Below are 26,428 nucleotides of genomic sequence, written 5' to 3' on the forward strand. Positions count from 1 at the left end.
AACAGGACCGTGAAACGCCTTAGCGCCGATGATAGTGCAGATACCTGTGTGAAAGTAGGACACCGCCAGACGCCCCATTCAAACGCCCAGACCACCGGTCTGGGCGTTGGTTTACCCCGCGAGGTAAACAACAGTTTTTTCTGGTAACCATAGCAGAGTGGCCCCACGCCTTCCCATTCCGAACAGGACCGTGAAACGCTCCAGCGCCGATGATAGTGCCGATTGCCGGTGTGAAAGTAGGACATTGCCAGAACCCCATAATGAAGCCCGGACCAAATGGTCCGGGCTTTTTGCATTGGGTTGGCGCCACACGGGTGGTATCCTTGCGCGATTACAAAGAGATGATGGCTATTTGTGGCCTTGGCGACACGAATGGCAGAAAGGATAAGCATGTCGTACCCCATGCCGGATTTTGAACAAAAGATTTGCCCGCCTGAGCAGCTGGCTGAAAAACTCGCCGCATTGCCGCGGCCTATTGTGTTTACCAATGGCTGTTTTGATATCTTGCACCGTGGGCATGTGACTTATCTGGCGCAAGCCAGGGCTTTGGGTGCCAGCCTGGTATTGGGGCTGAATACGGATGCGTCGGTCAAGCGGCTGGGTAAGGGCGATGATCGCCCGATCAATAACGAGCTGAACCGTGCTGCGGTACTGGCGGCGCTGGCGTGTGTCGACCTGGTTACTTGGTTCGATGCAGATACCCCGGCCGACCTGATTGAGCTGGTGCAGCCGGATGTACTGGTAAAAGGCGGCGACTGGTCGGTGGACAAGATCGTGGGGAGTGCTGAAACGCTGGCACGTGGTGGCAGTGTGCATTCCATCCCTTTCCTGTTTGATACATCGACGACGGCCACTATCCGCAAGATTCGCACTGTGGAAGGCCAATGAGCGACCTGGCTTTTGCCGTACTGCGCACGCTGGCTGATGGCAAGTTCCACTCCGGCGAGGCCATGGCGCAGCAGCTGGGCTGCTCGCGCACGCTTGTGTGGCAGGCGGTACACCACCTGGAAAGCGAGTTTGGCCTGACGGTGTTCAGCGTACGTGGCCAGGGCTACCGGCTGCCGCAGCCATTTGCCTTGCTGGATGTGGCGACTATCCGTGCCCAGCTGGACGACCATGCGGCCAACGTTTTTACGTTGGCGCTGGCCGAGCAGATTGATTCTTCCAACACCCAGCTGATGACCCGTGCTGCGCAAGGTGCGCCGCATGGCTTGGTGCTGGCGGCCGAGCGCCAGACGGCCGGCCGCGGCCGCTTGGGGCGGCGCTGGCAAATGCGCCTGGGGGCGGGGTTGACGTTTTCCCTGCTGTGGCGCTTTGAGCGGGGTTTGTCCGGTTTGGCAGGCCTGTCCCTGGCGGTGGGGGTGGCTATGGTGCGCGCGCTGCGTGAGTTTGGTGCCCCGGTCAGCCTGAAGTGGCCCAATGATGTCTTGCTGGGTGGCCAGAAGCTGGCCGGTATCCTGATCGAGCTATCTGGCGATGCCCTGGGCCCAGCTACCGTTGTAATTGGTATGGGCCTGAATGTGGCGCCGCCCGGCGAGGTAGACCAGCCGGTGGCCTGCCTGGCGGATGCCGGCATAATGGTTGGCCGCAACGCGCTGATGGCGGCCTTGCTGAACCAGCTTGCCCAAGTGCTGAGCCAGTTTGATCGCGAGGGCTTTGCGGCTTTTCGTGCGGAATGGCTGGACATGGCATCGTACCTGCAGCAGCCGGTGCGGCTGACTTTCAGCCATGGCGAGCCGGTAGAGGGTGTGGCTGTGGGCGTGGATGAAACGGGTGCCTTGCTGGTGCAAACCTCAGGCGGCGTGCGCGTATTTCATGTGGGTGAAGTCAGCCTGAGGCCGCAAGCGTGAAGCTGTTGGTAGACGCCGGCAATAGCCGGGTGAAGTGGGCGCTATGGGATGGAACGGCACTGTCCCCCGTACATGCGCTGCCCCATGCCGACCTAGGGCAGTTGGCCGCATATTGGCAAGATTTGGCAGTGGATGCCGTCTTGGCGGCCAACGTAGCCAGCAGTAGCGTGCGTGCTGCCATTACCGGCGCCGCGCCTTTGCCAGTGCAATGGCAGCGGGCAGTGCCCGCGGCACTGGGCGTGCGCAACCACTACCGGCAGGTGGCTGAGCAGGGGGCAGACCGCTGGTTGGCCGTGCTGGGCGCCCGCCAGCTATGCACAGGGGATGTGGTTATCGCCAGTGCGGGCACCGCCCTGACGATTGAAGTGCTCACTGCCGAGGGCGACTATCTGGGCGGGGATATTCTGCCGGGCTACCGCCTGATGCTGCAGGCGCTGGCGCAAAACACGGCCCAGCTGGACCGTGTCGCTGGCCAGGTGTGTGACTTCCCCCAGGGTACGGAAGATGCGCTGGCGACCGGGGTGGTCGATGCACTGTGCGGGGCAGTAGAGCGGGTGGTGCGCAGGTTGGCCGCACAGCGGGGCCATGTGCCCCAAGTGTTGCTTACCGGCGGGGATGCGGCTTTGTTGCTTGCGCATCTCCCGTTTGATGCCCTTATCGTGGATAATCTTGTCATCTATGGTTTAGCAAACGTGGCGAACGGCTCATGAAGTGGTTTATTGGAACGCTGGTAGTGGTCAACCTGTTGGCCGCGCTGTATGGCGCGCTGAAACAAAAGCCAGAGGTGGATATCCACGCGCAGGAAGTGAATGCAGCCCAGCTGAAAATGCTGCCGGCCAACTGGAAACCACCTGTTGCCAGTGCCCCGGAGGCCAGCGCGCCGGTGACCGATATTGCCAGCAGCATGCCGCAGGCCGAGGCTGTGACCGTTGTGCCCACGGTGAGCAGCGCCACCACAACGGTCGCCACGCCGAAAGAGGCCAAGCCAGCCACGGTTGCCGCCAAGCCTGAAACCAAAGTGCCGGAAGCAAAAGCCGATGACAAGGCCGTAAAGCAGGCTGATATCAAGGTTGCCGAGACCAAGCCCGTGGCCGCCACACTGTGCTATAGCTGGGGTGGGCTAGACCCGCAGCAGCTAGCGCGTGTGCAGGGTGGTGTCCCCTTGCTGAAGCTGTCCAGCCCGCCACAAGCCAGCGTGGTGGACCAGCGTCGCGGCTCGGGCAAAGCCTGGGTGTTTTACCCGCCGCTCGCTACCCAAGCCGAGACGCAGACCCTGGTGGCCGAGTTGAAAGCCAAGGGTTTTGACAGCTATATCGTACAGACAGCAGGCGATTTCAAAGGCTACTTGTCTCTGGGGCTATTTGGTCGGGAAGAAGGCGCACAGGCGCTGGTGAAACGCCTGAAAGCGGCCGGTTACGACAAGACCAAAGTGGATAGCCGGGCTGAAGTGGTCAAAGTCACCACACTGAGCTTCCGCCAGCTGGATGAAGCCACGGCAGGCAAACTGAAGGCACTGCAGAAGCGCTTGTTACCAGGCATACCGCTACAAGCGTGCCGCTAGCAGCACTCATGCAAGATGCTTAACCAAGAGGCGGACGACAGTCTGCCTTTTTTATTGCCAGTAAACATGACTTGTCATGCGGCAGACACATTGCCTTGATCGCGCTGTCACAAAGATACCTTAAGGTTGCAACGTTTATTCAACGCTTGCCGCGATGGGGTTCCACATGTCTGACAGTTACAAATTCAAGCAATATGGTGTCAACGACACCTCCAATACCTGTAACAACCCGGCACTGTCCGATGTGCTGGAAGCGCGTTTTTCCCGCCGTGGCATCTTGCAGGGTACGGGTGCGCTGGGCGTAGCCGGCCTGTTCTCCGGCACCTTTGCCACCCTGGCCGAAGCCGCGCAGGGCGTGGGTAACCTGCCGGTACCGACACTGGGCTTTGCCCCGGTGCCATTTGGTTTTGAAGATAAAGTTGTCGTGCCAGCCGGCTACAGCGCCGAAGTCCTGTACGCCTGGGGCGACCCGGTAGGGATTCCGGGCAATATGCCCGCCTTCAAGCAAGATGCCTCCAACACCGCGGCAGAACAAGCCGCCCAGGCTGGTATGCACCACGATGGCATGAGCTATTTCCCGCTGCCAATGGCCGCCACCGGCTCCAAACACGGCCTGCTGGCCATGAACCACGAATACACCGACGATGGCCTGCTGCACGTAGGTGGCATGAAGCCGTGGAATGGCGAAAAAGTGCTGAAATCGCAGCACGCGCACGGTGTATCGGTGATCGAAGTAGAAGCGACTGGTAAAGGCTGGAAGGTAGTACGCCCGTCCAAGTACGCGCGCCGTATTCATGCCAATACGCCTGTTGCCATCAGCGGCCCGGCCCGTGGCCACAAGCTGATGCAGACCGAAGCCGACCCGAAAGGCCTGGAAATCCTGGGTACCTTCAATAACTGCGCCAACGGCCAGACCCCGTGGGGCACCTACCTGACCTGTGAAGAAAACTGGGATGGTTACTTCATCAACAACTCCGGTAGCCTGAACGCCAACGAAAAACGCTACGGCATCAGCGCCACCGGCGCTGGCTACGACTGGGCGGTAGAAGATTTCCGCTTCGACCTTCAGCTGAACCCGAACGAAGCCAACCGCTTTGGCTGGGTAGTGGAAATCGACCCGTTCGACCCGAAATCCAAGCCGGTAAAACACACTGCGCTGGGCCGCTTCAAGCACGAAGGTGCCACCGTTACCATCGCCCCGAGCGGCCACGCCGTGGTGTACATGGGCGATGACCAGCGCTTTGAGTACATCTACAAGTTTGTCTCCAAGAACAAGTACAACCCGAAAAACCGCAAGGCCAATATGAGCCTGCTGTCGGAAGGCACCTTGTACGTAGCGCGTTTCGATGCCGATGGCAGTGGTACCTGGCTGCCGCTGGTACACGGCCAGAACGGCCTGACCGCCGAAAACGGCTTTGCCGACCAAGGTGAAATCGCCATCATGGCGCGCCTGGCTGCCGACAAGGTAGGCGCTACCAAGATGGACCGCCCGGAGTGGATCGCCGTGAACCCGCGCAAAGCGGGCGAGGTGTACTGCACCCTGACCAACAACAGCGACCGTGGTAAAGAAGGCAAGCCGGGTGCCGATGCGGCCAACCCGCGTAACGGTAACCTGTTCGGCCACATCATCCGCTGGCAGGAAAACGGTGCCGATGCCGCTGCCGCCGGTTTCAAGTGGGACATCTTCGTACTGGCTGGCCGCCCAGACGCCGCCAAGCCGGAACACGCGGGCAATATCAAAGGCGACGCCTTCGGTAGCCCGGATGGCTTGCTGTTCGACCGCCTGGGCGTACTGTGGGTGCAAACCGACGTGTCTACTTCTACGGTGAATGCCAAGGAATACAAAGACATGGGTAACAACCAGATGGTAGCCGTGGTGCCGGAAACCGGCGAATTCCGCCGCTTCCTCACTGGCCCGAATGGTTGCGAGATTACCGGCCTGGCCTTTACGCCTGACAACAAGACCATGTTTGTGAACATCCAGCACCCAGGCGAGCCGGCTAACGAACGCAACGACCCGGCCAAGCCAACCGCTATCTCCGCGTGGCCTGATGGCCCGCAAGCTGGCCGCCCACGCGCCGGCACCGTGGTAGTACGCAAGCTGGACGGTGGTGTGATCGGTAGCTAAGCCGGCTTAAGCCAATAAAACCGCCCCGAGTGATCGGGGCGGTTTTTTTCATGGCAGCTTGTCAGGGTAATGGTGGGCAGCGTTGGCCCAGCGGGTGGCTGCGTTCTTCGGTATCCGGGTGGCTGGCAAACCAGCCCCCGCTGCTGATCACTTCGCTGCCGTGTTGTTGCTGCATCGCGGTTTCGATGCGCTGCAGGCTGTAACCCAGCAGGCAGGGGGACAGGCCTTGCGCCTGCAGGGCGGTGTAAGCAAAACGGTCGGCCTCGCGTTCGTGCTCGCGGCTGTAACTGGCACTGGCCAGCGCAACCGGCAGGGCCAGCGTCAGGCTGCTGGTATCGCCGGTGATCAGCGTCAGTGCTGCCAGCACCCCCACACTTTCTACTGCGCTACGCAGGCCATGGCGGTGTTCCACGTGGCCAGCTTCGTGCGCCAGGATGGCCAGGATTTCGTCTGGTCGCGTAACAACCGTTAGCAGCTGGTCGGTTACCACGATGGTGCCGCCCGGCAGCGCAAAGGCGTTGGGGCCGATGTCTGGCGCGTGGCGCAGCAGCACGCTGTAGCGGTAGGGGCTGTTGGCCGCTTGTAGCTGCTGGATGCCAGCCTGCAACGCTCTGGCCCGATCGCCAGGCAGGCGGCTGGCGGACAGCTCGCCACGCTGTTCCAGCCATGCCAGTGTCTGTGCGGCCAACTGTTGCTCTGCGCTGACCGGGATCAGCGGCAGCAGCCAGCCAGCTGCTGCCGGCAGGACGAAGCGCCATCCCAGCCACAGGATGGCGGCAGCGGCGGCCATGCCGCCGGCCAGTACGTGCCAGCTTTGCTGCAGCCAGTGGCTGCCGGCCTGTAGTGGTGGCAGCCCGCCTAGCAGGCGGCGGATGGCGGTTTTTTGCGCCACCTCCAGCGTGCCACCGTCGGGCAGGTGCACGCTGTCGGGCAGGGTATCGATACCGGCTTCCAACTGGCAGTTGGCCAGTAAAAAGCGGCGCTGGCCGCTGCTGGTATTGATCACCAGTTCGTCGCCGTCGCGGCCAAGCTGTACGGTTTGCGGGTGCGGGGTGTGGCCGTTGTGCCACAGCGCTTCGATGTCTACCATCCCAGATCCAGTGCCAGCATGTCGGCCAGCTCGTCGCCACGTGCGTCGTATTGCGATTGGCCCTGTGCGTATAGCCGGGCCAGGTCGGGGCCGCCTTGCAGCGTTAATTGGTTAAACGTGGTGCGCAGGGTGCGGATGCGTACCCACGGCCACGCCAGGCCCAGGCTGAAGGCCAGTGCCAGGGTGTTGGAGAAGAGCAGGGCAAGCAGGGTACGGTTTGGCAGCACCATGCGCAGGCGGTATGCGACGTTTTCGACCATCAGGCTCGTATGGTTCAGTAGCACGCGCTGGAGGGCCATACGTGCGTAAGCCAGTGCCGCTAGTAACCACAATATGCCCAGCATGCCGCCAAAGAAACCATCGATGACACGCATGCTGCCGTGACCGAAGTGGGCGTTAACCCAGGCGGGTAGATTGATGGCATTGCCAGCAAACCAGATTACCCCGCCTAGTGAGGTAAAACCGACGCCATAAAGCACAGCGGCAAACAGGCTGCCAAAGCCCGCCAGATAAAGCTTGCGCACGCAGGGCGCGATAGTCAGACTGGCCTGCCCCAGCCGGCTGTGCGGTAGCAGATAGCGCTGTTTTTGCAGCGTAGCCAGCGGCCACAGCAGGCCCAGCGACAGCAGCAGGGTGAGCCAGGATTTCAAAAAGGTACGGTAGGCATCCCCGGTGCGGCCGTCAAAATGCAGCCGCATGCCGCTCCAGCTGGTATTGGCCAGCCGGAAGCGCATCGCCTGTACCGCTAGCCACGGTGTTAGCAGCAGGGCGCCCGCACCCAGTAGCCCTTGCAGCAGTGGCGAAAACTCGGCCGAGAGCTGCCATAGCACAAACAGGCCCACCATCAGCGCGCGGCCTTTCAAGATGGCGATCGGGCTGGCGTGGTAGCCGAAGCGGCCACCGGCCACTTGGGTATGGCCGTACAGGTATTTGAGGTTGCGTACCTTGGCCCAGGCCGAGTACACGCCCAGTGTCAGGATGGACAGCACCAGATTGCTTAGCCATAGCCTGGCGTAGCCGCCGGTGGTAGCACTAAAAGCGAAAGGCAGCGTGTGCGGGATAGGGTGCATCTGCTCATCGGCCGGGTGTGTCATGGGGAGGTGCCTGTGGCTAGTGGGTGACGGATTATGTCATGGTGATGTTTGGCGATAAAACTTGCTGTCGTGCTGCGCTGGCGGCACACTTCGGGCTGCGTGCCGCGGGGTGCGCCAGCCTCAAACCGTCGGCTGTACAGATGGACGGTAATCGCCGTGGCGTCACTGCGGCGTGCTCTTTTTGTGGAGCGAACATGTCTGACGATCAAATCCGTGGCGACGGTGCCATCCGCCGCCAAAGCCTGTACGGCTCTTCCATCGAAAACACCTACGCCGGCGTGCTGTCTTTCATGCGCCGCAACTACACGCGCAACCTGGAAGGCGTGGACGTAGTGGTGTCCGGCATTCCGCTGGACCTGTCGGTGACCTTCCGCAGCGGCGCGCGCATGGGCCCGCAGGCTATCCGAGCCGCCAGCGTGCAGCTGGCCGAGCTCAAGCCCTACCCGTGGGGCTTTGACCCGTTTGAAGACCTGGCGGTAGTGGACTACGGCGACTGCTGGTTCGACGCGCACAACCCGCTCACCATCAAGCCGTCCATCATCGAACACGCCCGCACCATTCTGGCCAGCGGCGCCAAGATGCTGACCTTCGGCGGCGACCACTTCGTCACCTACCCGCTGCTGATTGCACACGCCGAAAAGTACGGCAAGCCGTTGGCGCTGCTGCACTTTGATGCCCACTGTGACACCTGGCCGGACGACGAGCCGGACAGCCTGAACCACGGCACCATGTTCTACAAGGCGGTGAAAGAAGGCCTGATCGACCCGGCCAAATCGGTACAGGTGGGTATTCGTACCTGGAACGACGATTTCATGGGCCTGAACGTGCTGGGCGCACCGTGGGTACACGATAACGGCGTGGACGCCACCATCGCCGAAATCAAGAAAACCATCGGCGACGCGCCGGTGTATGTCACCTTCGATATCGACTGCCTGGACCCGTCCGCCGCGCCGGGCACTGGCACGCCGGTACCGGGTGGCCTCACCACCGCGCAGGCGCTGAAGATCATCCGCAACCTGGGCGACCTCAACATCGTCGGCATGGACGTGGTAGAAGTAGCGCCTAGCTACGACCAGAGCGAAATCACCGCCATTGCAGCAGCGCACATCGCCTGTGACATGCTGTGCCTGATGCGCAACAAGAAGGTAGCGGGCACGTTGTAAGCCAGCTGCTGCGGCCAACGTTGGCCGCACTACCCGCACCGCGCCCGGCAGCCCGCCCGGCGCGGTTTTTATGCTTTATAGCGTGCGCGCCGCCACCACCAGCGCCAGCAGTAGCAGGCTCTCGCACACCTCGATGCCGGCCCCCAGGCAGTCGCCGGTCATGCCACCCAGTTTGCGCTTCAGGTAGGCCCACCAGAACAGCCCGGCCAGCGGCGCCAGCAGCAGCACCGGTGCTAGCCAGGCGCTGGCGGTGGCCAGTAGCAGGGTACACAGCCAGAAGCTGGGCCAGTGCGGGCGCCAGGCAAAGCGTTCGCCGCTGCCGGCCGCCAGGCTGGGTAGCGTGGCCGACCACGCCACGGTAAACAGCCGCGCCCAGGCTGGCACCAGCACCAGCCCGCCCAGCGCGGCGGCCAACCCTGCCAACGCGGTGATGCCGGCCTGGGCGCTGTGGTAGCCCGGATAAGCCGCAGGCGCATCCGGGGAAAGCGGCGCTAAGCTCAGCTTCACCAGCAGCATCAGCAGCACCAGCTTGACGATCAGCTGCGTGGCCAGGCTCAGCACGCCAAAGCTGCCCAGGTGCGGGTCTTTCAGCACCTCAAGAAAGCGCTCGCGCGAGCGGTGCGCCGCGCCCTGTGCATCGGCCAGGTCGGCCAGGCCGTCGATGTGCAGGCCGCCGGTCACCCACAGCCAGGCCAGCAGGCCGGCCAGTGCGGCCAACCAGGGGTCCACCAGGCTGCCGGCCAGCACCGCCAGCCACACAATGGCGCCCACCAGCAGGCCTACCGGCGCAAACCAGCGTGCGGCGTCGGCCAGCCACGCCGGGTCGAAGGTTTTAAGCTGCGGTGTGGGCAGGCGGGTAAGAAACTGGATCGCCAGAATGAGGGTGCGCATGGGCAATAGGCTGTGGATAAGGTTGTGGGTAAGCGGTGGGCTGCCCGTGGGCAGCCTGTGCATGGCCTGTGGGCTAGCTGGCCGGCTGCGGGGATTCCAGCCGCGTCAGGTAGGCCGGGTGGCCGTCCAGAATCGACAGCTGGGCAAAGCCGCCGCGTTGTACCGCCATCAGTCGGGCCACGTTGAACTCGGTGCCCAGCAGCTCGGCCAGCAGCACGTTGATCACGCCGCCGTGGCTCACCAGTACGCGGTGGCTGCCGCGTGCCTGCTGCATCCACTCGGCAAAGCCGGTGAGCACGCGGGTGCGGAAGGTATCGAAGCTTTCCCCGCCTTCCGGGGTAAGCAGGCCGCGCGCCAGCAGCGTTTGCCAGTCTGGCGTGGTGGCGCTGATATCGGCTAGCGGGCGGTTTTCCCACGCGCCAAAGTGGCATTCGGCGAGCTGCGGGGCCACGTGCAGCGGCACGCGGCTGGCCAGCGCCTGCTGTACGGCAAACTCGCGGCAACGCAGCAGTGGCGAGGTGGCCATGCAGCTTACCGGCGCCAGCTGCACGATGCGCTGCCAGCTGGCGGCCATGTCGGCCTGGCCCTGCGCGGTAAGCGCCAGATCGGTATGGCCGATTAGCCGCCCCTGGTGGGGAATGTCGCCGTGGCGCAGCAGGGTGAGGGTGTAAGGGTTCATGCAGCAAGCCTCCTGGCCACGAAAGCACACAGAAAATATGTAAAAACCGCCGCTGGCGCGCTGGGCTACCGGGCGGCGGCTTGGCAAGCATACCCGCCAACGGGCAGCGGGGCGATGCTGCCCGGCGGTCAATCAGGCATTTTTGCCGGCCACGCCGGCCTCGGCAAAGGTGGCCATGCCCGCGTGCAGCGCAATGGCCTGTTGCAGCAGCGGCAGCGCGGCGGCGGCACCGCTGCCTTCGCCCAGGCGGAAGCCCAGGTCGACCAGCGGGCTCAGGCCCAGCGCCTGCAGGGCCAGTGCGTGGCCGGTTTCCTGCGAGCAGTGGCTGGCCAGCAGCCACGGGGCGATGTCGGCGTCGATGGCGTGTGCGGCCAGCGCGGCGGCGGTGCTGATGAAGCCATCCAGCAGCAGCGGCACGCCCTGGCGGGCGCCTTCCAGATAAAAACCGGCCATGGCGGCGATTTCCAGCCCGCCCAGCTCGGCCAGCACGCCGTGGCCGTCCAGCGTTTGCCCGGCCACGCGGGTCAGTGCGTCGGCCACCACCTGGCGTTTTACTGCCAGGCCAGCATCGCTCACACCGGTGCCGCGGCCAACAATGGCGTCCACGCTGTGGCCGGTAAGGCGGCAGATCAGCGCGGCAGACGGTGTGGTGTTGCCAATGCCCATATCACCGGCAATCAGCAGGGTGGCGCCGTCGGCAATGGCGCGGCGGGCGGCGTGGCGGCCAACCTCTAGCGCAGCCAGCGTGTCGTCGTGGCTCATCGCCGCCTCGCGGCGCAGGTTGCCGCTGCCGGCGCGTACCTTGGCGTGCACGATGGGCAGGGCGGACAGGTCGCTGGCGACACCGGCGTCTACCACCTCCAGCCGCGCCTGGTTCACGCGTGCCAGCACGCTGATGGCGGCGCCACCGTGTACAAAATTGGCCACCATGGCGCCGGTGACTTCCGGCGGGAAGGCCGATACGCCTTCGGCGCACACGCCGTGGTCGCCGGCAAACACGGTAATGGCCGGCGACAGCGGCAGCGGGATCTCGCGCCCCTGCAGGCCAGCCAGCGTAACGGCTAGCTGTTCCAGTTTGCCCAGGCTGCCGGCGGGTTTGGTCAGCTGCTGCTGGCGGGCGTCGGCGGCTTGGCGGGTAGACAGGTTGGGGGCGGGGATACGTGGCATGAGGGGTCCTTGCATGATTTCCTGGCCTGCTGGGCAGGCGAACCGGCAGACCATACGACAGCCCGGCGCGGCTGGCAATGGGGGCTTGATGCCTATGGCTTAATTTCCCATGCTGGCGTTCTGCGGCGCAGCATCCCGCTATAATGGCGGCTTGCAGGTGTCTGCCATGCCCATGCGGCCATGGCAGGTGAAACGGGAAGCCGGTGAGAATCCGGCGCTGCCCCCGCAACGGTAAGGCCTGAGCGTACGCGCTCCAGGCATCGTATTAGCCACTGCCCCGCAGGGTGGGAAGGCACGATGCCGTATGGCCCAGCCCGGAGACCGGCCTGCACTGGACGCGGCGGAATCGCGTCTTGCTGGAGTATCGCGGGGAGGCGATCAGACAGCCTGCTGCCGGTGCCTGCCGGCAGTGCGCTTGTGTCCTTTTATTTCTCCGCACTCCCTTTTTGTCATTACGGAGTGTGTCTACATGTTCAAAAGCAAACCGCTGGCCGCGCTGGTAGCGCTGGCTTGTGCCCAGGCCGCCATGGCCAATCAGCCTGTTACCCTGGATGAAGTGGTGGTTACCGCCACACGCGGCCAGGACAAAGTACGTGAATTGCCAGTGAATGTTTCGGTGATTACCGCCCGGGATATTGCCAATAGCACGGCGCGTACGGTGCAGGATGTCTTGTCCGGGCTGGCCGGTATCCAGATACGTAACAGCACCGGCGCTGCCGATACGGCAGCGGTGGACCTGCGTGGCTTTGGCATGACCGGTATGAGCAATACCCTGATTCTGGTTGATGGTGTCAAACAGAACACCAACGATCTGTCGGCACCCAACTTGGGCGTGGTCCCGCTTGGCCAGATCGAGCGTATCGAGGTGGTACGCGGTAGTGGTGCCGTGGCCTATGGTGGCGGTGCCACCGGCGGGGTGATCAACATCATTACGCGTAATGGTTTCAGGGCGGCCGATGGCGTGCAGGCTACATTGACCGCGGGTAGCTATAACCTGAAAAAAATCGACTTGTCCGGCCATGCCAGCAGCCAGCAGGTGGCGCTGGATGCCTATGTGAAATCCCTGACCACGGACAATTACCGCCAGAACAATGCCGAGCGTAACGATAGCGGCGGCCTGGCGGCCATGGTGCGCCACGAGGGTGGCACCCTGCGCTTTTATGCCCGCACGGCCAACCAGGACACGCGTTTGCCCGGTGTCCGTAGTGTGGACGCGGCTAATGGGGTGGACGAGTTTGCCCGCAACCCGCGCGGAACCAACAAGCCCGACGATTACATGAGCACCCGCACCGACACGTGGGGTGTGCAAGCGAAGCAAGCTGCAGGCGAGGGCATGGTACTGCTGGATGTGGCGAGCAGTACCAAGAAACTGCAGGCCGAAGCTATCAGCGCCAGCTACAGCAGCAAGCGCCAGCAAAGAACCGAAGAGCTCACCGCCAGCTTGCGTTATGAGCAGGATGTCGCGCGCCATCGTCTGGTACTGGGTGTAGACGCCATGTCCGGTGATGCCGCGGTGGACAGTGTGGATACCTACGGTACGGGCAGCAAAAAGATCAAGCAGCGCCACGCCGGCGGGTTTGTCGATGTGTTGCTGCGGCCAGCCCAGGGTACATCGATCAATGCGGGTGTCCGCTCGCAGCATGTTGAAGACAGTGCCAAGGTGCATAGCGGCTATGAAAACAGCTACGGCAGCAATAAAGAGCTACGTGCCTGGCAGCTGGGCGTGCGCCAGGCGCTGATGCCGCAGCTGGATGGCTATGCCAAGCTGGGCCAGAGCTTCCGTCTGGCCAATGCCGACGAGCAGGCGTATGTCAGCACCCCGCTGTTGCCACAGCTATCGCACGACAAAGAGCTGGGGTTGTCCTGGCAGCACCAGGGCCAGGCCTTGCGGGCGGCATGGTTCCGTTATGACCTGAATCGTGAAATTCATTTCAACAAGCTCAGCTCGGCCAACGTTAACCTCGACCCGACCCGGCGCCAGGGTGTTGAGCTGGAGGGCAAGACACCGCTTGCGGCCAACCTTGACCTGAGCGCCGCCGTGACATGGCAGCAAGCCACCTTCCGCAGTGGCGTGGCCAACAACATTAGCCTGGCGGGGAAAACCGTGCCCTTGGTACCCCGGCATATGGCTAACCTGTCGCTGAGCTGGGCACCGTACGAGTCAACCCGTCTGGGCGTGCAGTGGCAGTATGTGGGCTCGCAGCGGCTGGATAACGACCAGGCCAACCAGTTTGCCAAGAAACTGGGCGCTTACAGCCTGATCAATGCCAAGCTCAGCCACGATTACAGCAAGACCGTGGGGGTGTCGCTGAGTGTGAATAACCTGCTGGACAAACAGTATGCGTCCTACGCTATCCGCTCTGGTTCTACCGGTGCGACAGGCAAATACAATCTGTACCCGGAAGCTGGCCGCAATATGCAGGCGGCCGTGACCATCCAATACTGACCACGCGCCACCCGCCCCGCCGGCAGGTTCTGGCCAGCGGGGCGTATGTTTCAGCCAGGTACACCAATGTGTCATGACTGCATCCAGCAGGGGTGGCACACGGTATAATGCGCGCTTGCAGGTGTCTGCCACGCCCGTATGGGCATGGCAGGTGAAACGGGAAGCCGGTGCAAGACCGGCGCTGCCCCCGCAACGGTAAGGCCTGAGCGTACACGCTCCAGGCATCGTATCAGCCACTGCCCCGCAGGGTGGGAAGGCACGATGCCGCATGGCCAAGCCCGGAGACCGGCCTGCACTGGACGCGGCGGAATCGCGTCTTGCTGGAGTATCGCGGGGAGGCGATCAGACAGCCTGCTGCCGGTGCCTGCCGGCGGTGCGCTAGTGTCCTTTTATTTCTCCGCACTCCCTTTTTGTCCTTACGGAGTGTGTCTACATGTTCAAAAGCAAACCGCTGGCCGCGCTGGTAGCGCTGGCTTGTGCCCAGGCCGCCATGGCCAATCAGCCTGTTACCCTGGATGAAGTGGTGGTCACCGCCACCCGTACCGCCACCCCGGTCGCCAAAGTGCTGTCCGATGTGACCGTGCTGGGCCGCGAAGAAATTGCCCAGTCCGGCAGTGTGAACCTGCCTGACCTGCTGAGCCGTCAAACCGGCATCGATATGGTCAGCAATGGCGGCGAGGGCACCGAGGCGCGCCTGAGCCTGCGTGGCAGCCGGGCAGATCATGTCATGGTGCTGATTGACGGCGTGCGTATCGTGTCGGGCACCAAAGGCACCACGTCGCTGGAGCACATTCCCCTGGCCCTGATCGACCGTGTGGAAATTCTGCGTGGCCCGGCCTCCAGCTTGTACGGTGCGGACGCGCTGGGTGGCGTGATCCAGATCTTTACCAAGCGCGGTAGCGATCGCCCTGCGCTTAGCCTGCATGCGGGTGCCGGAGCCGAGGGCAAGCGTGTCGCCGGGGCGGGGCTGGCGGGCAAGGTAGACCGTACCGCCTTCAGCCTGGCGGTAGATCATAATCAGTCTGACGGTTTTTCTGCGCGCCCACGACCGTATAACAGGGATCGTGATGGCTATGAAAACACCACCTACACCGCGAACGTGCAGCACGAGCTGGCGCCAGGGCATACCGTGGGGTTGAACGCCTACCATGCCGATGCCGTCAGCGAATATGACAGTGCGTCCACTGGCGTGGCCGCTACCCAGGCGGATGAAGGCCACTCACAAATGTCAGCCCAGAGCATCGAGCTGAAAAACCGCATCAATACCATCTGGCATAGCACGCTGCGTTACAACTACAGCACGGATAAATCGCAGACCTATACCAAGAGTAATTTCCTGACCCCTAGCGGTACCTTCGACACGCGTTTGCGCGAGTGGCAGTGGCAAAACGACTTGCAGCTGGGCCAAGCAGGCCAGCTGACCCTGGGTGCGGCCAACGTCGAGCAGTTTGTCCATGGCAGCGCCAAGATGAACCAGCGCTATCGTCGTGTTGACTCGGTATTTGCCGCGTATCAGGGCGAGTTTGGCATCCATCGTTTGCAGGGGAGTACCCGTTACGACGATAACAGCCAGTTTGGTGGCAAAACCACCGGCCAGCTGGCGTACGGCATGGTACTGAGCCCGGCGTGGTCCTGGCGTGCAGCCTACGGTACCGCGATCAAGGCCCCGACCTTTAACCAGCTGTACTGGCCGGACGTGGCACCGAATTATCGTGGTAACCCCGATCTGCAGCCCGAAACCTCCAGCACGCGCGAGCTGGGCCTGACATGGCAACAGGCAGGGCAGTACGCCAAGGTGGTGGCGTTTGATAACCGCATAGACAATATGATTGCCAACAAGTCTGATACCGACAAATTGCAAGTCAACCTCGACCGGGCCCGCATTCTGGGCGAGAGCGTTGAGGTCGGCACGGTCATCGGCGAGATCAGTCTGGCGGCCAACGTGACCTCGCAACGCGCGCGCGACGTGAAAACCGGCCGGCTACTGGCAGCGCGTGCTAAACGCTTTGGTGGTATGACCCTGGGCTGGCAGCTAGACCGTACCCTGCTCAGTGCAGAATGGCGTGCCAGCAGCAAGCGCGTGGTCGATGCAGGAAAAAACCAGTACCTGCCAGGCTATGGCGTGGTGAACCTGGGTGCCGACTACCAGCTGGACAAGCAGTGGACGCTGAATGCCAAGCTGACCAACGTGGGTGACAAGCGCTACGAAACGGTAAAAGACTACAATCAGCCGCGCCGTGGCTGGTTTGTGGGCGTACGCTACGCCCAGTAAGCCTTGTTATCATCAGGCCATGCGGCTCGCCCTTGCCGGGCGGGCCGTTTTTATTGAAAGCAGACACAGCATGACCACTACCCACCTGATCAGCGGCGGTGCCCGCAGCGGCAAAAGCCGCTACGCCGAAAGCCTGGCGCTGCAGCACGCCGGCGCCGTATGCTACGTCGCCACCGCCGAGCGCCGTAGCGACGCGGCGTTTGCCGAGCGTATCGCCCACCACCAGGCGCGCCGCCCGGCGCACTGGGGCCTGGCCGAGGTTGGCCGCCACCTGGGCGAGGCACTGCAGCACGCCGCGCCAGGTAGCCTGGTGCTGGTGGACTGCCTGGGCATGTGGCTGATGCGCTTTTTTGACGAGCACGGCCAGTTCGACGCCGCCGCCTGGCAGCAGCAGCGCAGTATCTTGCTGGCCGTGTTGGCCGCACCGCCTGCTTCTGTGGTGCTGGTGAGCAACGAAGTAGGCTGGGGCGTGGTGCCGCTGGGCGCGGAAACCCGCCATTTTGTAGACGAGCTGGGCCGCCTGAATCAGGATATTGCCCAGGTGTGCCAGCGCGTGACTCTGGTAGCCTGCGGCCAACCTTTGGTATTGAAAGGCGCAGCATGAGGCGGCTGCTGTGGTGTGCCGCAGCCCTGCTGGCCGCCCCGGCGCTGGCGGCGGTGTCGGTACGCGATGCGCAGGGCAATAGCGTGGTGCTGCCCGCACCCGCCCGCCGTGTGGTGGCGCTGGTGCCGCACGCGGTGGAGAACCTGTACGCCATTGGCGCCGGTAGCCAGCTGGTGGCGGCGGTGGATTACAGCGACTACCCGCCCGCGGCCCGCCAGCTGCCCCGCGTTGGCGGCTATAGCGGTCTGAGCATTGAAGCCATCCTGCAACAACAGCCGGACCTGATCGTGGCCTGGCGCGACGGCGGCAACCCGCGTACCGTGCAAAAGCTGCGCGAGATGGGCTTGCCGGTGTACATCAGCGCGCCGCTGCAGCTGGCGGATATCCCGCGCGAGATGCGCGACCTGGGCCAGCTTACCGGCCACGCCGCCCAGGCCGAGGCACAGGCCGCGGCGTTTGCGCGCCGCATCGCCAGCCTGCAGCAGCGCTACCGCCGCAGCGCGCCGGTGTCGGTGTTTATGCAAATAGGCGACATCCCCATTTTTACCGTCAGCAAGCACAGCTTTCTGGGCTCGCTCATTACCCTGTGCGGTGGCCACAATGTGTTTGCCGACGCCGCCCTGCCTGCGCCGCAGGTCAGTATCGAGGCCGTGGTGCTGGCGCGGCCACAGCTGATGCTGGCGTTTAATGCGGCCAACCATGCCCGTTGGCAACGTTGGCCGCAGCTGCCGGCGGTAGCGCAAGGCTTGCAACTTACCCTGGATCAGGACACGATAAGCCGCCCGGGCCCGCGTCTGGCCGGGGCTGCCGAACAACTCTGTACCACTCTGGACCATGCCAGGCGCAAGCTGGGTTTGACGCCCCCGTAGCGCTTGGCTATTCTCGCCGCCATGGAACACGAACTCGAATATCTGGAAGGCCGTGTCGCTGCGCTGATTGCGCGCATTCACGAGCTGGAAACCCAAAACAGCCGCTTTGCCTCGGCGCTGGCCGAAGCCATGCGTGAAAACGCCGAGATGAAGTTCAATCTGGAAGAAACGCGCCACCGCGTTACCCTGCTGATTGACCGCTTGCCGAAGGAGGAAGAAGCATGAGCGACGTGGTTCAGGTGGATGTCACCCTGCTGGGCCGCCATTTTTCCATTGGCACCCCGGCAGAAGAGCGCGAAACACTGGAGCAGGCTGTGCGCCTGCTGGGTGAAAAAATCGATAGTATTCAGGCCACTGGCCGCGTGATGGATACCGATAAGGTAGCCATTATGGCTGCGCTGAACATTGCTCACGATCTGTTGAAAGTGAAAGTAGGCGATGGTGGCTTGGAGATGGCCGCAATCCAGCGTAAAATACGCAGTATGAGCGAGGCAGCAGACCAGGCGCTAAGCGCCGGCCAGCAAGGCCTGCTCTCGTAGTACAGAACATCCGTCTACCCCCTGCGGTGTTCGAGAAGGCTCCCAAATTCCTTTGTACCAATGCGTTCGCTACGGTTGCTAGCCATGGTTGCAGGTGTGCCGCGTCCCTTAGCCGGATGTGCCCGAAGCAACGGGCGGGCGACCACCCTGGAAACAGGGTACAAGCGAATTTTGCCGGATCGACACTCGCGGGGGACTCCCCCCGTTTTCCCCTGTTAGCCACCCCATGACCCGCGCCGACCCGCCCAGCGACAAGGCCCTGCTGCGCAAAACCCTGCGCCGCGCCCGCATGGCCCTGCCACGTGCTTACCGCCAGCAGGCGGCGCGTGCCATGGCGCGCCATGCCTCGCGCTTGTTGCGCCGTGGCAAACACCTGGGTGCCTATATTGCCGCTGGCAGCGAGCTGGACATGGCACCGCTGATGGCCACCGCCCGCGCCCGTGGTGCTGCGCTGTACCTGCCAGTGATTCCGCAGCGCGGCCGCCGGCTGTGGTTTGCGCGCCTGGGTGCGGCCAACCTTTGGTATACCCACCCGCGCTACGGCATTGCCGAATACGCTGGCCCGCAGCTGCGCGCCGAGCGGCTGGATGTGCTGTTCGTGCCGCTGCTGGGTATCGACGCCGACGGCTACCGCATGGGGCAGGGTGGCGGTTTCTACGACAGCACGCTGGCTTTTCGCCGCCGCCACCCGCGTTATGGCAAGCCGCTGCTGGTAGGCGTGGCGTACGACTGCCAGCGCGTGGCCCGCGTGCCGCGCGAGCCGTGGGACGTGCGCCTCGATTACCTGCTGACCGAAAGCGGCTTGCACCGCTTTGCCTGAGCGCAGTGCGCGCGAAAGGACACCCCATGGCCTACTGGCTAATGAAATCCGAGCCCGACGACGTGGGCATCCAGCACCTGCAAGCCCAGCCGCAGCACCACTTTGTGTGGACCGGCGTGCGCAACTACCAGGCGCGCAACTTCATGCGCGACCAGATGCAGCCGGGCGACTTGCTGCTGTTCTGGCATTCGTCCTGCCCCGAGCCGGGCATTGCCGGTATCGCCGAGGTGGTGGCGCCAGCGCACGACGACCCCAGCCAGTTTGACCCGGCCAGCCCGTATTTCGACCCCAAATCCCACCCCGACAAGCCGCGCTGGCAATGTGTAGACGTGCGCTTCGTGCGTCGCACACGGCTGGTGTCGCCCACCGAGCTGCGCCAGCATGCCGCGCTGCACGACATGACCGTGCTGGCGCGCGGCAACCGTTTGTCCATTACCCCCGTCACGCCCGAGCAATGGGCCTATCTGCAGGAGCACGTTCTCTGATGCTGTCTTTAACGATGTTTGCCGTACTGTTGGGTTTTGGCGCCATTGCCGGTTTTTTGGCGGGCTTGCTCGGTGTGGGCGGCGGCCTGGTGATTGTGCCGGTGGTGGTGGGCGTGCTGGAGGCCGCCGGGCTGGGCGGCAATTATGTACAACACCTGGCCGTGGGCACTTCGCTGGCGGTGATGGTGTTTACCAGCGTGGCCAGCGTGCGCGAGCACCATAAAAAGGGCGCGGTAAGCTGGGGCATCGTGCGTGGCATGGCCCCGGCCATGGTGCTGGGTACCTTTGCTGGCAGCCTGCTGGCCGGGTACATCCCCAGCAACGGGCTAAAGTGGTTTTTTGTGGTATACGCCTATGTGATTGGCGCACAAATGTTTCTGGGTGCCAAGCCGCCAGCCAGCCGCAATATGCCGGGCCTGGCAGGCAAAAGCGCGGCCGGTGGCGTGATCGGCATGGTCTCCAGCTGGGTGGGCATCGGCGGTGGCTCCATGAGCGTACCGTTCATGAGCTGGTGCAATGTGCCGGTACACACCGCTATTGCCACCAGCGCTGCGCTGGGCTGGCCGATTGCGGTATCCGGTGCGCTGGGCTACCTGTCCAGTGGCTGGGGTGTGGCGGGCTTGCCGTGGGGCAGCCTGGGCTTTATCTATTTGCCGGCCATGGCGGCGCTGATGCTGATGACGGTGCTGTGCGCGCCGCTGGGCGCCCGCGCCGCGCATACGCTGCCGGTGGCCAAACTGAAAAAGGCCTTCGCCGTGCTGATGGTGGTGATGGCCAGCGAAATGCTGTGGACGCTGCTGCGCCATAGCTGAAAGGACACACGATGAAGCGCATGTTGACCGCGTGGCTGCTGGCAGGGTTGGCCGCAGGGGCGGCCAGTACCGCCGCCGCCGAAAACGGCCCGTTGTACACCGGCCAGCCCGGCGAGCTGCCGGTACAGGTGGCCATGGCTTATCTGGCGCCGGATATGGGGCGTGACGGCCAGTTCGAGTACGCCCGCCTGCGCATCAGCCAGCGCAGCCAGCCGGAATCGTTCGACCGCGTCAGCGTGAGCATCCAGCAGGATGGCTTGCTGGACGACAGCGTGCGCGCGCGGCGCTGGTCGCTGCAGCTGATCCGCGGTGCCGACAGCCGCTGGTACGTTACCCGCCAGCTGGCCGAGCAGCGCTGCTACCGCGGGCCGCAAGGCTGGCAGCGCAAGCCCTGCCCCTAACGCTAATGCCAGTCAGTTAAGCGCTTGACTAGTGGGAATCACTATCTTGGCTAACAGCCAACATGTTGGTCTGCGCCCCATCCCGTTGGCGCGAGCCGGTCAAAATGGTGTGCCCCAGGGTTGTGCTGAGCGAATCGAAGATTCGCACGCGCAAGACGCCGATTTGTTTGAGCCCCGAGCCGTTAGCGAGGGGCGAGTTCGGCGGCGCCTGGGGCGTGCCATTTTGAATGGGGTTTCGAGCAGCCCCGGGTTGCGGGGGAATGAAAAGGGGGCGGCAATCCGCCCCCTTTCCCGTCTGCCGGGCGGAACCGGCATGTAAGCATCGTCCGCATAGCGGACTCGCAAGCCGCCTTAACACAACAAACCGCCAGCCAAAAAATGCCAATCAGCGTTAACTGACTGGCATTAGCCCCTAAACGCGTCCTGTGCGCCGGCCGGTCTTTTTCGCCAGGCTGCCAGCTGCCGTGTAGGCACTGGCAGCCTGCGTCGTTATAATGTCCCGATTGAATTTTCACGCTTTTTTGCGCCAAGAGATCCCCATGCAAGAACAATACAGCCCGCGCGAGCTTGAAGCCGCCGCCCAGCAGAAATGGCAAAAAACCGCGGCCTTCAAGGCCGTGGAAGACAGCACCCGCCCCAAGTACTACGCCTTGTCGATGTTCCCTTACCCGTCCGGCAAGCTGCACATGGGCCATGTGCGTAACTACACCATTACCGACGTGCTGGCCCGCTTCAAACGCGCGCAAGGCTTCAATGTGCTGCAGCCCATGGGCTGGGACGCTTTTGGCCTGCCGGCAGAAAACGCCGCCATGAAAAACGGTGGCGCACCGGCCGCGTGGACCTACGCCAACATCGACTACATGAAAAAGCAGCTGGACAGCCTGGGCTTTGCCCTGGACTGGGAGCGCGAGCTGGCTACCTGCAAGCCCGACTACTACCGCTGGGAGCAATGGCTGTTCACCCGCCTGTTCCAGAAGGGCATCATCTACAAGAAAAACGGCGTGGTGAACTGGGACCCGGTAGACCAGACCGTATTGGCCAACGAGCAGGTAGTAGATGGCCGTGGCTGGCGCTCTGGCGCGCTGGTGGAAAAGCGCGAAATTCCGATGTATTACTTCGCCATCACTAAGTACGCTGACGAGCTGCTGAATGACCTGGACAAGCTGGACGGCTGGCCAGAACAGGTGAAAACCATGCAGCGCAACTGGATCGGCAAGAGCTTCGGCTCCGACGTGTCCTTTGCCTACGATGTAGACAGCATCGGCCACGCCGGCGAAATGAAGGTATATACCACCCGCCCGGATACCCTGATGGGCGCCACCTACGTGGCGGTGGCTGCCGAGCACCCGCTGGCCACCCAGGCCGCTGCGGCCAACCCTGCGCTGCAGGCGTTTATCGCCGAATGCAAGGCCGGCTCCGTGGCCGAGGCTGATGTCGCCAAGATGGAAAAGAAAGGCGTGGACACCGGCCTGTTCGTGGTACACCCGCTCACCGGCGCCAAGCTGCCGGTATGGATTGCCAACTACGTGCTGTGGGGCTACGGCGAAGGCGCTGTGATGGCCGTACCGGCACACGACGAGCGCGACTTCGAGTTTGCCAACAAGTACAGTCTGCCGATTACCCAGGTATACGCCCCGGCTGCCGGCGAAGACAACTTCGACGCCACCACCTGGCAAGACTGGTACGGCGCCAAGGAAGGCCTGATCACCCGCAATAGCGGCAAGTACGACGGCCTGGCCTTTGCGGCTGCCTTCGACGCCATCGTGGCCGACCTGGAAGCCAAATCCGCCGGCGCCAAGAAAACCCAGTACCGCCTGCGCGATTGGGGTATCAGCCGCCAGCGCTACTGGGGCTGCCCGATTCCTGTCATCCACTGCCCGAGCTGCGGCGACGTGCCGGTGCCGGAAAAAGACCTGCCGGTAGTACTGCCGGAGGACGTGATTCCCGATGGCGCCGGTAGCCCGCTGGCCAAGATGCCGGCCTTCTACGAAACCACCTGCCCGACATGTGGCGGTGCCGCAAAGCGCGAAACCGACACCATGGACACCTTCGTGGAGTCCAGCTGGTACTACGCCCGCTACGCCAGCCCGCAGTGCGACACCGCCATGCTGGACAAGGCTGCGGCCAACTACTGGCTGCAGGTAGACCAGTACGTGGGCGGTATCGAACACGCCATCCTGCACCTGCTGTACGCACGCTTCTTCCACAAGCTGATGCGCGACGAAGGCCTGGTAGACAGCGACGAGCCGTTCAAGAGCCTGCTGACCCAGGGCATGGTGATCTGCGAAACCTTCTACCGCGACCTGCCTAACGGCAGCAAGGACTGGATCGCGCCGCAAGACGTGGTGCTGGAGCGCGACGCCAAGGGCAAGATCATTGGCGCAACCCACCGCGTAGACGGCCTGCCGGTAGTGGTGGGCGGCGTGGAGAAGATGTCCAAGTCCAAGAACAACGGCGTGGACCCGCAGGAATTCATCGAAAACTACGGTGCCGACACCGCGCGCCTGTTCATGATGTTTGCCGCCCCGCCAGAGCAGAGCCTGGAATGGTCCGACGCCGGTGTGGAAGGCGCGTTCCGCTTCCTGAAACGCCTGTGGAAGCTGAGCCGCGAGCACGTGGCCGCCGGCATCACCGCCCCGTACAGTGCGGGCGAGCTGAACGCCAGCCAGAAAGAGCTGCGCTTCAAGCTGCACAGCACCATCCAAAAAGTGGCCGACGACTACGGCCGCCGCCTGCAGTTCAACACCGCCATCGCCGCCGTGATGGAGCTGCTGAACACCTACGACAAGGCCGATACCAGCGGTGACGTTGGCCGCGCCGTGGCGCAAGAAGTGCTGGAAGCCGCCACCATCCTACTGTCGCCTATCGTGCCGCACGTCACCGACGCTATCTGGAGCGCCCTGAAACCGGGTACCGAGCTGCTGGCCCAGGCCTGGCCGCAGGTAGACGAGAGCGCGCTGGTGAAGAGCGAGATCGAACTGATGGTGCAGGTATGCGGCAAGCTGCGTGGCAGCGTGACCGTGGCCGCCGACGCCGGCAAAGACGTGATCGAAGCCGCTGCGCTGGCGCACGAAAACGTGATCAAGTTCATGGAAGGCAAGCCGGCCAAGAAGATCATCGTGGTGCCTGGCCGCCTGGTCAACATCGTGGTTTAAACCCGTACCCGCGCCCCGACACACCCTGTCGGGGCGGGTACACGGCGCGGCCTGGCCCGCGCCGTTTTTATCGGTAACACGCCATGAAGCGAACTTTGCACTGTGCTGTTCTGGCTTTGGGTATCAGCCTGCTGGCGGGCTGCGGCTTTCACCTGCGCGGCATGTCTGCCCCGCTTGCGCCGCTGTCGTTTAGTAGCCTGAGCCTGCAAAGCACCGGCTCGCTGGACGAAGCCCTGCGCCTGGCGCTACAGCGCGATGGCCGCCTGACGCTGCTGGACAGCCAGGCCCAGGCTACGCTGCGCGTGGTGGATGAAGAAAGCCGCAAGGATATTCTCACCATTAACCGTGGCGGTAAGGTCAACGAATACCTGCTGATTTATCGTGTGAACGCCACCGTGCAGCGCCTGACTGACGACGCCCCCGAGGCCATGTCGGTGGTGGTGCGCCGCGAGCTGAGCTATAGCGACGCCGCGGTGCTGGGTAAAGAGCGCGAAGAAGCCCTGCTGTGGGCCGATATGCGCCGCGACGCTGCCGAACAGCTGGTGCGCCGCCTGTCCTACCTGCCGGCGGTCACGCCTGCCAAGCCTGCCCATGCCAGCCCTCAGCCCTGACGCCCTGAAAGACCAGCTGGCGCGCAGCCCGCTGGCGCCACTGTACGTGGTGTATGGCGAGGAAGCACTGCTGGCGCTGGAGGCGGCCGACAGCCTGCGTGCCACCGCGCGCCAGGCCGGCTATCTGGAGCGCGAAGTGCTGACGGTGGAAGGCGGCTATTTTGACTGGTCGCGCCTGCGCGATGCCATGAGCAGCGTGTCCCTGTTTGCCAGCCTCAAGCTGCTGGAAATCCGCATCCCCGGCGGCAAGCCGGGCGTGGAGGGTGCCGAGGCACTGCAACAGTTGGCCGCCAACCCGCCGCAAGACACCATCACACTGATCCAGCTGCCCAAGCTGGACAAAACCCAGCAAAAAGCCAAATGGTTCGTCGCGCTGGAAAAGCACGCCGTACTGGTAGAAGCCCGCCCGGTAAACCGTAACGATCTGCCCGCGTGGATCAGCCGCCGCCTGAAAGCCCAGGGCCAGAGCGTGGCGCACGATAGCGCAGCGTTCTTTGCCGACCGCGTAGAGGGCAACTTGCTGGCGGCCAAGCAGGAAATCGACAAGCTGGCCTTGCTCTACCCCAAGGGCGAGCTGAGCCTGGCCGATATCCGCGATGCGGTGGCCAACGTGGCGCGCTTTGACGTATTCCACCTGTCCGAAAGCTGGCTGGCAGGCGATACCGCCCGCGCCACCCGCATGCTGGACGGGCTGGAAGCAGAAGGCGAGGCCCCGGTGCTGGTGTTGTGGTCGTTTACCGAAGACGTGCGCATGCTGATCAAGCTGGGCCGTGGCCTGAAAGAAGGCCGCCAGGTGCGCGACATGGCCGGCGAGCTGCGCCTGTGGGGCGACAAACAAAAGCTGGCTACGCCGGCGGTACAGCGCATTGGCCCACGCCGCCTGACCGACGCACTGGCTGCCTGCGCGCGCATAGACCGCCAGATAAAAGGGGTAGAACAAGGCGACGCTTGGCACAGCCTGAAAAGGTTGGCCGCGAGCCTGGCGGCACGCTAAAGCAGAAAATAAAAAAGCCGGATCTTGCGATCCGGCTTTTTTGTTGCGCATGGCGCAAGCGGGTTTACAGCGGGGTATCCGCCGGGAAGGTCACGTGTACCCGGCCACCCACGGTGGCGGTTGCCGCAGATAGCAGGCTCTGGCCTGTACGCTTCTCGTAGGAAGCCAGTACCTTGGCCACGTACATCCGGGTTTCCGGGTAGGGCGGGATACTGTTGCGGTATTTGCTGACACTGCCCTCGCCGGCATTGTAGGCGGCGATAACCAGGGGCATGTCCTGCTTGAACGCGGTCAGCAGGAAGCGCACATAGCGCGCACCGGCTCGCAGGTTGTCCAGCGGGTCTGCCGGGTTGCTGGCGCCAAAGCGGGCGGCAGTTTGCGGCATCAGCTGCATCAGGCCTTGTGCGCCTTTGGGCGACAGGGCTTCCGGGTCGTAGCCCGATTCCACCGCAATGATGGCGTGCAGCAGCTGGGGATCGACTTTTTGCTCGCGGGCAACTTTTGCGATCAATTTGTTGAAAGTGGCAGCCTGGCGCGCATTGTACGATGGCGCTTTCACTACCGGGATATCGAGCGCTTTGATGGCTTTGACGGCCGGGGGCTTACGGAAAGGCGGTACTGCCTCCGGGTTTAGCTTGGTACCCAAGCCCGGCGCAATGGCGTCATCCAGCTCGCGGTAAAGGCCTAAAGCGTGATCGGTTTGGATATCACTCCAGCTGTCGGCCCAAGCCGCAGGCAGGGTGGCAAAGGCGATCAGCCCGGCCAGTATCGGTCGTATAGTCATGAGTAAAGAACCA

25 protein-coding genes, 1 rRNA gene, 1 other RNA gene and 2 riboswitches are annotated in these 26,428 nt (G+C 63.2%); of the genes, 21 read left to right on the plus strand and 6 right to left on the minus strand.

The features are described from left to right. Positions 1-139 precede the first annotated feature (139 nt). The 6 genes from rrf (at position 140) to FLQ44_RS14655 (ending at position 5,539) form a co-directional block, all read left to right on the plus strand. A 5S ribosomal RNA gene (gene rrf, locus FLQ44_RS14630) occupies positions 140-253 on the plus strand. Between the two features lie 137 nt (positions 254-390). Continuing rightward, positions 391-888, plus strand: a complete 498-nt coding sequence (gene rfaE2 / locus FLQ44_RS14635; RefSeq protein ID WP_147694991.1) for a D-glycero-beta-D-manno-heptose 1-phosphate adenylyltransferase — start codon at positions 391-393, stop codon at positions 886-888. After that, a complete protein-coding gene (locus tag FLQ44_RS14640; RefSeq protein ID WP_147694992.1) occupies positions 885-1,850 on the plus strand; it encodes a biotin--[acetyl-CoA-carboxylase] ligase in 966 nt (321 codons plus the stop codon). The genes rfaE2 and FLQ44_RS14640 overlap by 4 nt, the downstream gene beginning before the upstream one ends. Next, the gene (locus tag FLQ44_RS14645) at positions 1,847-2,560 is read left to right on the plus strand and encodes a type III pantothenate kinase (RefSeq protein WP_147694993.1); all 714 of its coding nucleotides are present in this window, start codon (positions 1,847-1,849) and stop codon (positions 2,558-2,560) included. Before FLQ44_RS14640 ends, FLQ44_RS14645 begins: the two co-directional genes overlap by 4 nt. Further along, positions 2,557-3,411 (plus strand): SPOR domain-containing protein, encoded by an 855-nt coding sequence (locus FLQ44_RS14650; RefSeq protein ID WP_147694994.1) that lies wholly within the window; start codon positions 2,557-2,559, stop codon positions 3,409-3,411. The genes FLQ44_RS14645 and FLQ44_RS14650 overlap by 4 nt, the downstream gene beginning before the upstream one ends. A 166-nt stretch (positions 3,412-3,577) precedes the next feature. Beyond that, positions 3,578-5,539, plus strand: a complete 1,962-nt coding sequence (locus FLQ44_RS14655; protein ID WP_147694995.1) for a PhoX family protein — start codon at positions 3,578-3,580, stop codon at positions 5,537-5,539. 61 nt (positions 5,540-5,600) lie between these two features. Here FLQ44_RS14655 and FLQ44_RS14660 read toward each other — a convergent pair whose 3' ends face one another. Further along, entirely contained in the window at positions 5,601-6,629 is a 1,029-nt protein-coding gene (locus tag FLQ44_RS14660) for a M48 family metallopeptidase (protein ID WP_147694996.1), read from the minus strand. Then, positions 6,623-7,723, minus strand: coding sequence for a YjgN family protein (locus tag FLQ44_RS14665; RefSeq protein WP_147694997.1), 1,101 nt, complete (start codon positions 7,721-7,723; stop codon positions 6,623-6,625). The genes FLQ44_RS14660 and FLQ44_RS14665 overlap by 7 nt, the downstream gene beginning before the upstream one ends. Positions 7,724-7,917: 194 nt before the next feature. Here FLQ44_RS14665 and speB point away from each other — a divergent pair, with 194 nt between their 5' ends. Further along, on the plus strand, positions 7,918-8,886 hold the full coding sequence (gene speB, locus FLQ44_RS14670) for an agmatinase (RefSeq protein ID WP_147694998.1): 969 nt from the start codon (positions 7,918-7,920) through the stop codon (positions 8,884-8,886). Between the two features lie 75 nt (positions 8,887-8,961). Here the strand turns inward: speB and FLQ44_RS14675 are convergent, their stop codons facing one another. The 3 genes from FLQ44_RS14675 to cobT all read right to left on the minus strand — a co-directional run bounded on the left by FLQ44_RS14675 (position 8,962) and on the right by cobT (position 11,623). Beyond that, positions 8,962-9,777: an adenosylcobinamide-GDP ribazoletransferase gene (locus FLQ44_RS14675; protein ID WP_147694999.1), complete on the minus strand. Its 816-nt coding sequence runs from the start codon at positions 9,775-9,777 to the stop codon at positions 8,962-8,964. Between the two features lie 73 nt (positions 9,778-9,850). Then, positions 9,851-10,456, minus strand: coding sequence for a histidine phosphatase family protein (locus tag FLQ44_RS14680; RefSeq protein WP_147695000.1), 606 nt, complete (start codon positions 10,454-10,456; stop codon positions 9,851-9,853). Positions 10,457-10,588: 132 nt separating this feature from the next. Continuing rightward, entirely contained in the window at positions 10,589-11,623 is a 1,035-nt protein-coding gene (gene cobT, locus FLQ44_RS14685; RefSeq protein WP_240801295.1) for a nicotinate-nucleotide--dimethylbenzimidazole phosphoribosyltransferase, read from the minus strand. A 138-nt stretch (positions 11,624-11,761) separates the two neighbouring features. Next, positions 11,762-11,967, plus strand: a riboswitch (cobalamin riboswitch). A gap of 125 nt (positions 11,968-12,092) precedes the next feature. On the opposite strand from cobT, the gene FLQ44_RS14690 reads away from it, so the two are divergent. From FLQ44_RS14690 to holA, 14 genes are all read left to right on the plus strand, one after another. Continuing rightward, entirely contained in the window at positions 12,093-14,069 is a 1,977-nt protein-coding gene (locus FLQ44_RS14690; RefSeq protein WP_170252987.1) for a TonB-dependent receptor, read from the plus strand. Positions 14,070-14,171: 102 nt separating this feature from the next. After that, positions 14,172-14,377, plus strand: a riboswitch (cobalamin riboswitch). Positions 14,378-14,502: 125 nt separating this feature from the next. Beyond that, the gene (locus tag FLQ44_RS14695; protein ID WP_147695003.1) at positions 14,503-16,341 is read left to right on the plus strand and encodes a TonB-dependent receptor domain-containing protein; all 1,839 of its coding nucleotides are present in this window, start codon (positions 14,503-14,505) and stop codon (positions 16,339-16,341) included. A gap of 70 nt (positions 16,342-16,411) precedes the next feature. Further along, the gene (gene cobU / locus FLQ44_RS14700; RefSeq protein ID WP_147695004.1) at positions 16,412-16,945 is read left to right on the plus strand and encodes a bifunctional adenosylcobinamide kinase/adenosylcobinamide-phosphate guanylyltransferase; all 534 of its coding nucleotides are present in this window, start codon (positions 16,412-16,414) and stop codon (positions 16,943-16,945) included. Next, on the plus strand, positions 16,942-17,814 hold the full coding sequence (locus FLQ44_RS14705; protein ID WP_147695005.1) for a cobalamin-binding protein: 873 nt from the start codon (positions 16,942-16,944) through the stop codon (positions 17,812-17,814). Before cobU ends, FLQ44_RS14705 begins: the two co-directional genes overlap by 4 nt. Positions 17,815-17,835: 21 nt before the next feature. Next, a complete protein-coding gene (locus FLQ44_RS14710) occupies positions 17,836-18,039 on the plus strand; it encodes a hypothetical protein (RefSeq protein ID WP_017507600.1) in 204 nt (67 codons plus the stop codon). Further along, on the plus strand, positions 18,036-18,353 hold the full coding sequence (locus FLQ44_RS14715; RefSeq protein WP_017507599.1) for a cell division protein ZapA: 318 nt from the start codon (positions 18,036-18,038) through the stop codon (positions 18,351-18,353). Before FLQ44_RS14710 ends, FLQ44_RS14715 begins: the two co-directional genes overlap by 4 nt. 15 nt (positions 18,354-18,368) lie before the next feature. Beyond that, positions 18,369-18,552, plus strand: a non-coding RNA gene (ssrS, locus tag FLQ44_RS14720) — 6S RNA. A gap of 27 nt (positions 18,553-18,579) precedes the next feature. Continuing rightward, positions 18,580-19,173 (plus strand): 5-formyltetrahydrofolate cyclo-ligase, encoded by a 594-nt coding sequence (locus tag FLQ44_RS14725; protein ID WP_147695006.1) that lies wholly within the window; start codon positions 18,580-18,582, stop codon positions 19,171-19,173. Positions 19,174-19,199: 26 nt separating this feature from the next. After that, entirely contained in the window at positions 19,200-19,658 is a 459-nt protein-coding gene (locus FLQ44_RS14730) for an EVE domain-containing protein (RefSeq protein WP_147695007.1), read from the plus strand. Further along, entirely contained in the window at positions 19,658-20,470 is an 813-nt protein-coding gene (locus FLQ44_RS14735) for a sulfite exporter TauE/SafE family protein (RefSeq protein ID WP_147695008.1), read from the plus strand. Before FLQ44_RS14730 ends, FLQ44_RS14735 begins: the two co-directional genes overlap by 1 nt. 11 nt (positions 20,471-20,481) lie before the next feature. Beyond that, positions 20,482-20,871: a hypothetical protein gene (locus FLQ44_RS14740; RefSeq protein WP_147695009.1), complete on the plus strand. Its 390-nt coding sequence runs from the start codon at positions 20,482-20,484 to the stop codon at positions 20,869-20,871. A 539-nt stretch (positions 20,872-21,410) separates the two neighbouring features. After that, entirely contained in the window at positions 21,411-24,026 is a 2,616-nt protein-coding gene (gene leuS, locus FLQ44_RS14745; protein WP_147695010.1) for a leucine--tRNA ligase, read from the plus strand. Between the two features lie 83 nt (positions 24,027-24,109). After that, positions 24,110-24,637 carry an LPS-assembly lipoprotein LptE gene (locus tag FLQ44_RS14750; RefSeq protein ID WP_147695011.1) on the plus strand — a complete coding sequence of 176 codons (528 nt, stop codon included), beginning with the start codon at positions 24,110-24,112 and terminating at the stop codon, positions 24,635-24,637. Continuing rightward, positions 24,618-25,631, plus strand: coding sequence for a DNA polymerase III subunit delta (gene holA / locus FLQ44_RS14755; protein ID WP_147695012.1), 1,014 nt, complete (start codon positions 24,618-24,620; stop codon positions 25,629-25,631). Before FLQ44_RS14750 ends, holA begins: the two co-directional genes overlap by 20 nt. Positions 25,632-25,695: 64 nt before the next feature. Here holA and FLQ44_RS14760 read toward each other — a convergent pair whose 3' ends face one another. After that, complete coding sequence (locus tag FLQ44_RS14760; RefSeq protein WP_147695013.1) at positions 25,696-26,415, minus strand: lytic transglycosylase domain-containing protein; 720 nt, start codon at positions 26,413-26,415, stop codon at positions 25,696-25,698. Positions 26,416-26,428: the final 13 nt, after the last annotated feature.

Origin of the sequence: Vogesella mureinivorans (genome assembly GCF_007644035.1) — a bacterium.
Classification (GTDB): domain Bacteria; phylum Pseudomonadota; class Gammaproteobacteria; order Burkholderiales; family Chromobacteriaceae; genus Vogesella; species Vogesella mureinivorans.

Coding starts and splice junctions, on each gene's coding strand:
- rfaE2 (WP_147694991.1), top strand. CDS start 391: ATGTCGTACCCCATGCCGGATTTTGAACAAAAGATTTGCCCGCCTGAG.
- FLQ44_RS14640 (WP_147694992.1), top strand. CDS start 885: ATGAGCGACCTGGCTTTTGCCGTACTGCGCACGCTGGCTGATGGCAAG.
- FLQ44_RS14650 (WP_147694994.1), top strand. CDS start 2,557: ATGAAGTGGTTTATTGGAACGCTGGTAGTGGTCAACCTGTTGGCCGCG.
- FLQ44_RS14655 (WP_147694995.1), top strand. CDS start 3,578: ATGTCTGACAGTTACAAATTCAAGCAATATGGTGTCAACGACACCTCC.
- FLQ44_RS14660 (WP_147694996.1), bottom strand. CDS start 6,629: ATGGTAGACATCGAAGCGCTGTGGCACAACGGCCACACCCCGCACCCG.
- FLQ44_RS14665 (WP_147694997.1), bottom strand. CDS start 7,723: ATGACACACCCGGCCGATGAGCAGATGCACCCTATCCCGCACACGCTG.
- speB (WP_147694998.1), top strand. CDS start 7,918: ATGTCTGACGATCAAATCCGTGGCGACGGTGCCATCCGCCGCCAAAGC.
- FLQ44_RS14675 (WP_147694999.1), bottom strand. CDS start 9,777: ATGCGCACCCTCATTCTGGCGATCCAGTTTCTTACCCGCCTGCCCACA.
- FLQ44_RS14680 (WP_147695000.1), bottom strand. CDS start 10,456: ATGAACCCTTACACCCTCACCCTGCTGCGCCACGGCGACATTCCCCAC.
- cobT (WP_240801295.1), bottom strand. CDS start 11,623: ATGCCACGTATCCCCGCCCCCAACCTGTCTACCCGCCAAGCCGCCGAC.
- FLQ44_RS14690 (WP_170252987.1), top strand. CDS start 12,093: ATGTTCAAAAGCAAACCGCTGGCCGCGCTGGTAGCGCTGGCTTGTGCC.
- FLQ44_RS14695 (WP_147695003.1), top strand. CDS start 14,503: ATGTTCAAAAGCAAACCGCTGGCCGCGCTGGTAGCGCTGGCTTGTGCC.
- cobU (WP_147695004.1), top strand. CDS start 16,412: ATGACCACTACCCACCTGATCAGCGGCGGTGCCCGCAGCGGCAAAAGC.
- FLQ44_RS14705 (WP_147695005.1), top strand. CDS start 16,942: ATGAGGCGGCTGCTGTGGTGTGCCGCAGCCCTGCTGGCCGCCCCGGCG.
- FLQ44_RS14710 (WP_017507600.1), top strand. CDS start 17,836: ATGGAACACGAACTCGAATATCTGGAAGGCCGTGTCGCTGCGCTGATT.
- FLQ44_RS14715 (WP_017507599.1), top strand. CDS start 18,036: ATGAGCGACGTGGTTCAGGTGGATGTCACCCTGCTGGGCCGCCATTTT.
- FLQ44_RS14725 (WP_147695006.1), top strand. CDS start 18,580: ATGACCCGCGCCGACCCGCCCAGCGACAAGGCCCTGCTGCGCAAAACC.
- FLQ44_RS14730 (WP_147695007.1), top strand. CDS start 19,200: ATGGCCTACTGGCTAATGAAATCCGAGCCCGACGACGTGGGCATCCAG.
- FLQ44_RS14735 (WP_147695008.1), top strand. CDS start 19,658: ATGCTGTCTTTAACGATGTTTGCCGTACTGTTGGGTTTTGGCGCCATT.
- FLQ44_RS14740 (WP_147695009.1), top strand. CDS start 20,482: ATGAAGCGCATGTTGACCGCGTGGCTGCTGGCAGGGTTGGCCGCAGGG.
- leuS (WP_147695010.1), top strand. CDS start 21,411: ATGCAAGAACAATACAGCCCGCGCGAGCTTGAAGCCGCCGCCCAGCAG.
- FLQ44_RS14750 (WP_147695011.1), top strand. CDS start 24,110: ATGAAGCGAACTTTGCACTGTGCTGTTCTGGCTTTGGGTATCAGCCTG.
- holA (WP_147695012.1), top strand. CDS start 24,618: ATGCCAGCCCTCAGCCCTGACGCCCTGAAAGACCAGCTGGCGCGCAGC.
- FLQ44_RS14760 (WP_147695013.1), bottom strand. CDS start 26,415: ATGACTATACGACCGATACTGGCCGGGCTGATCGCCTTTGCCACCCTG.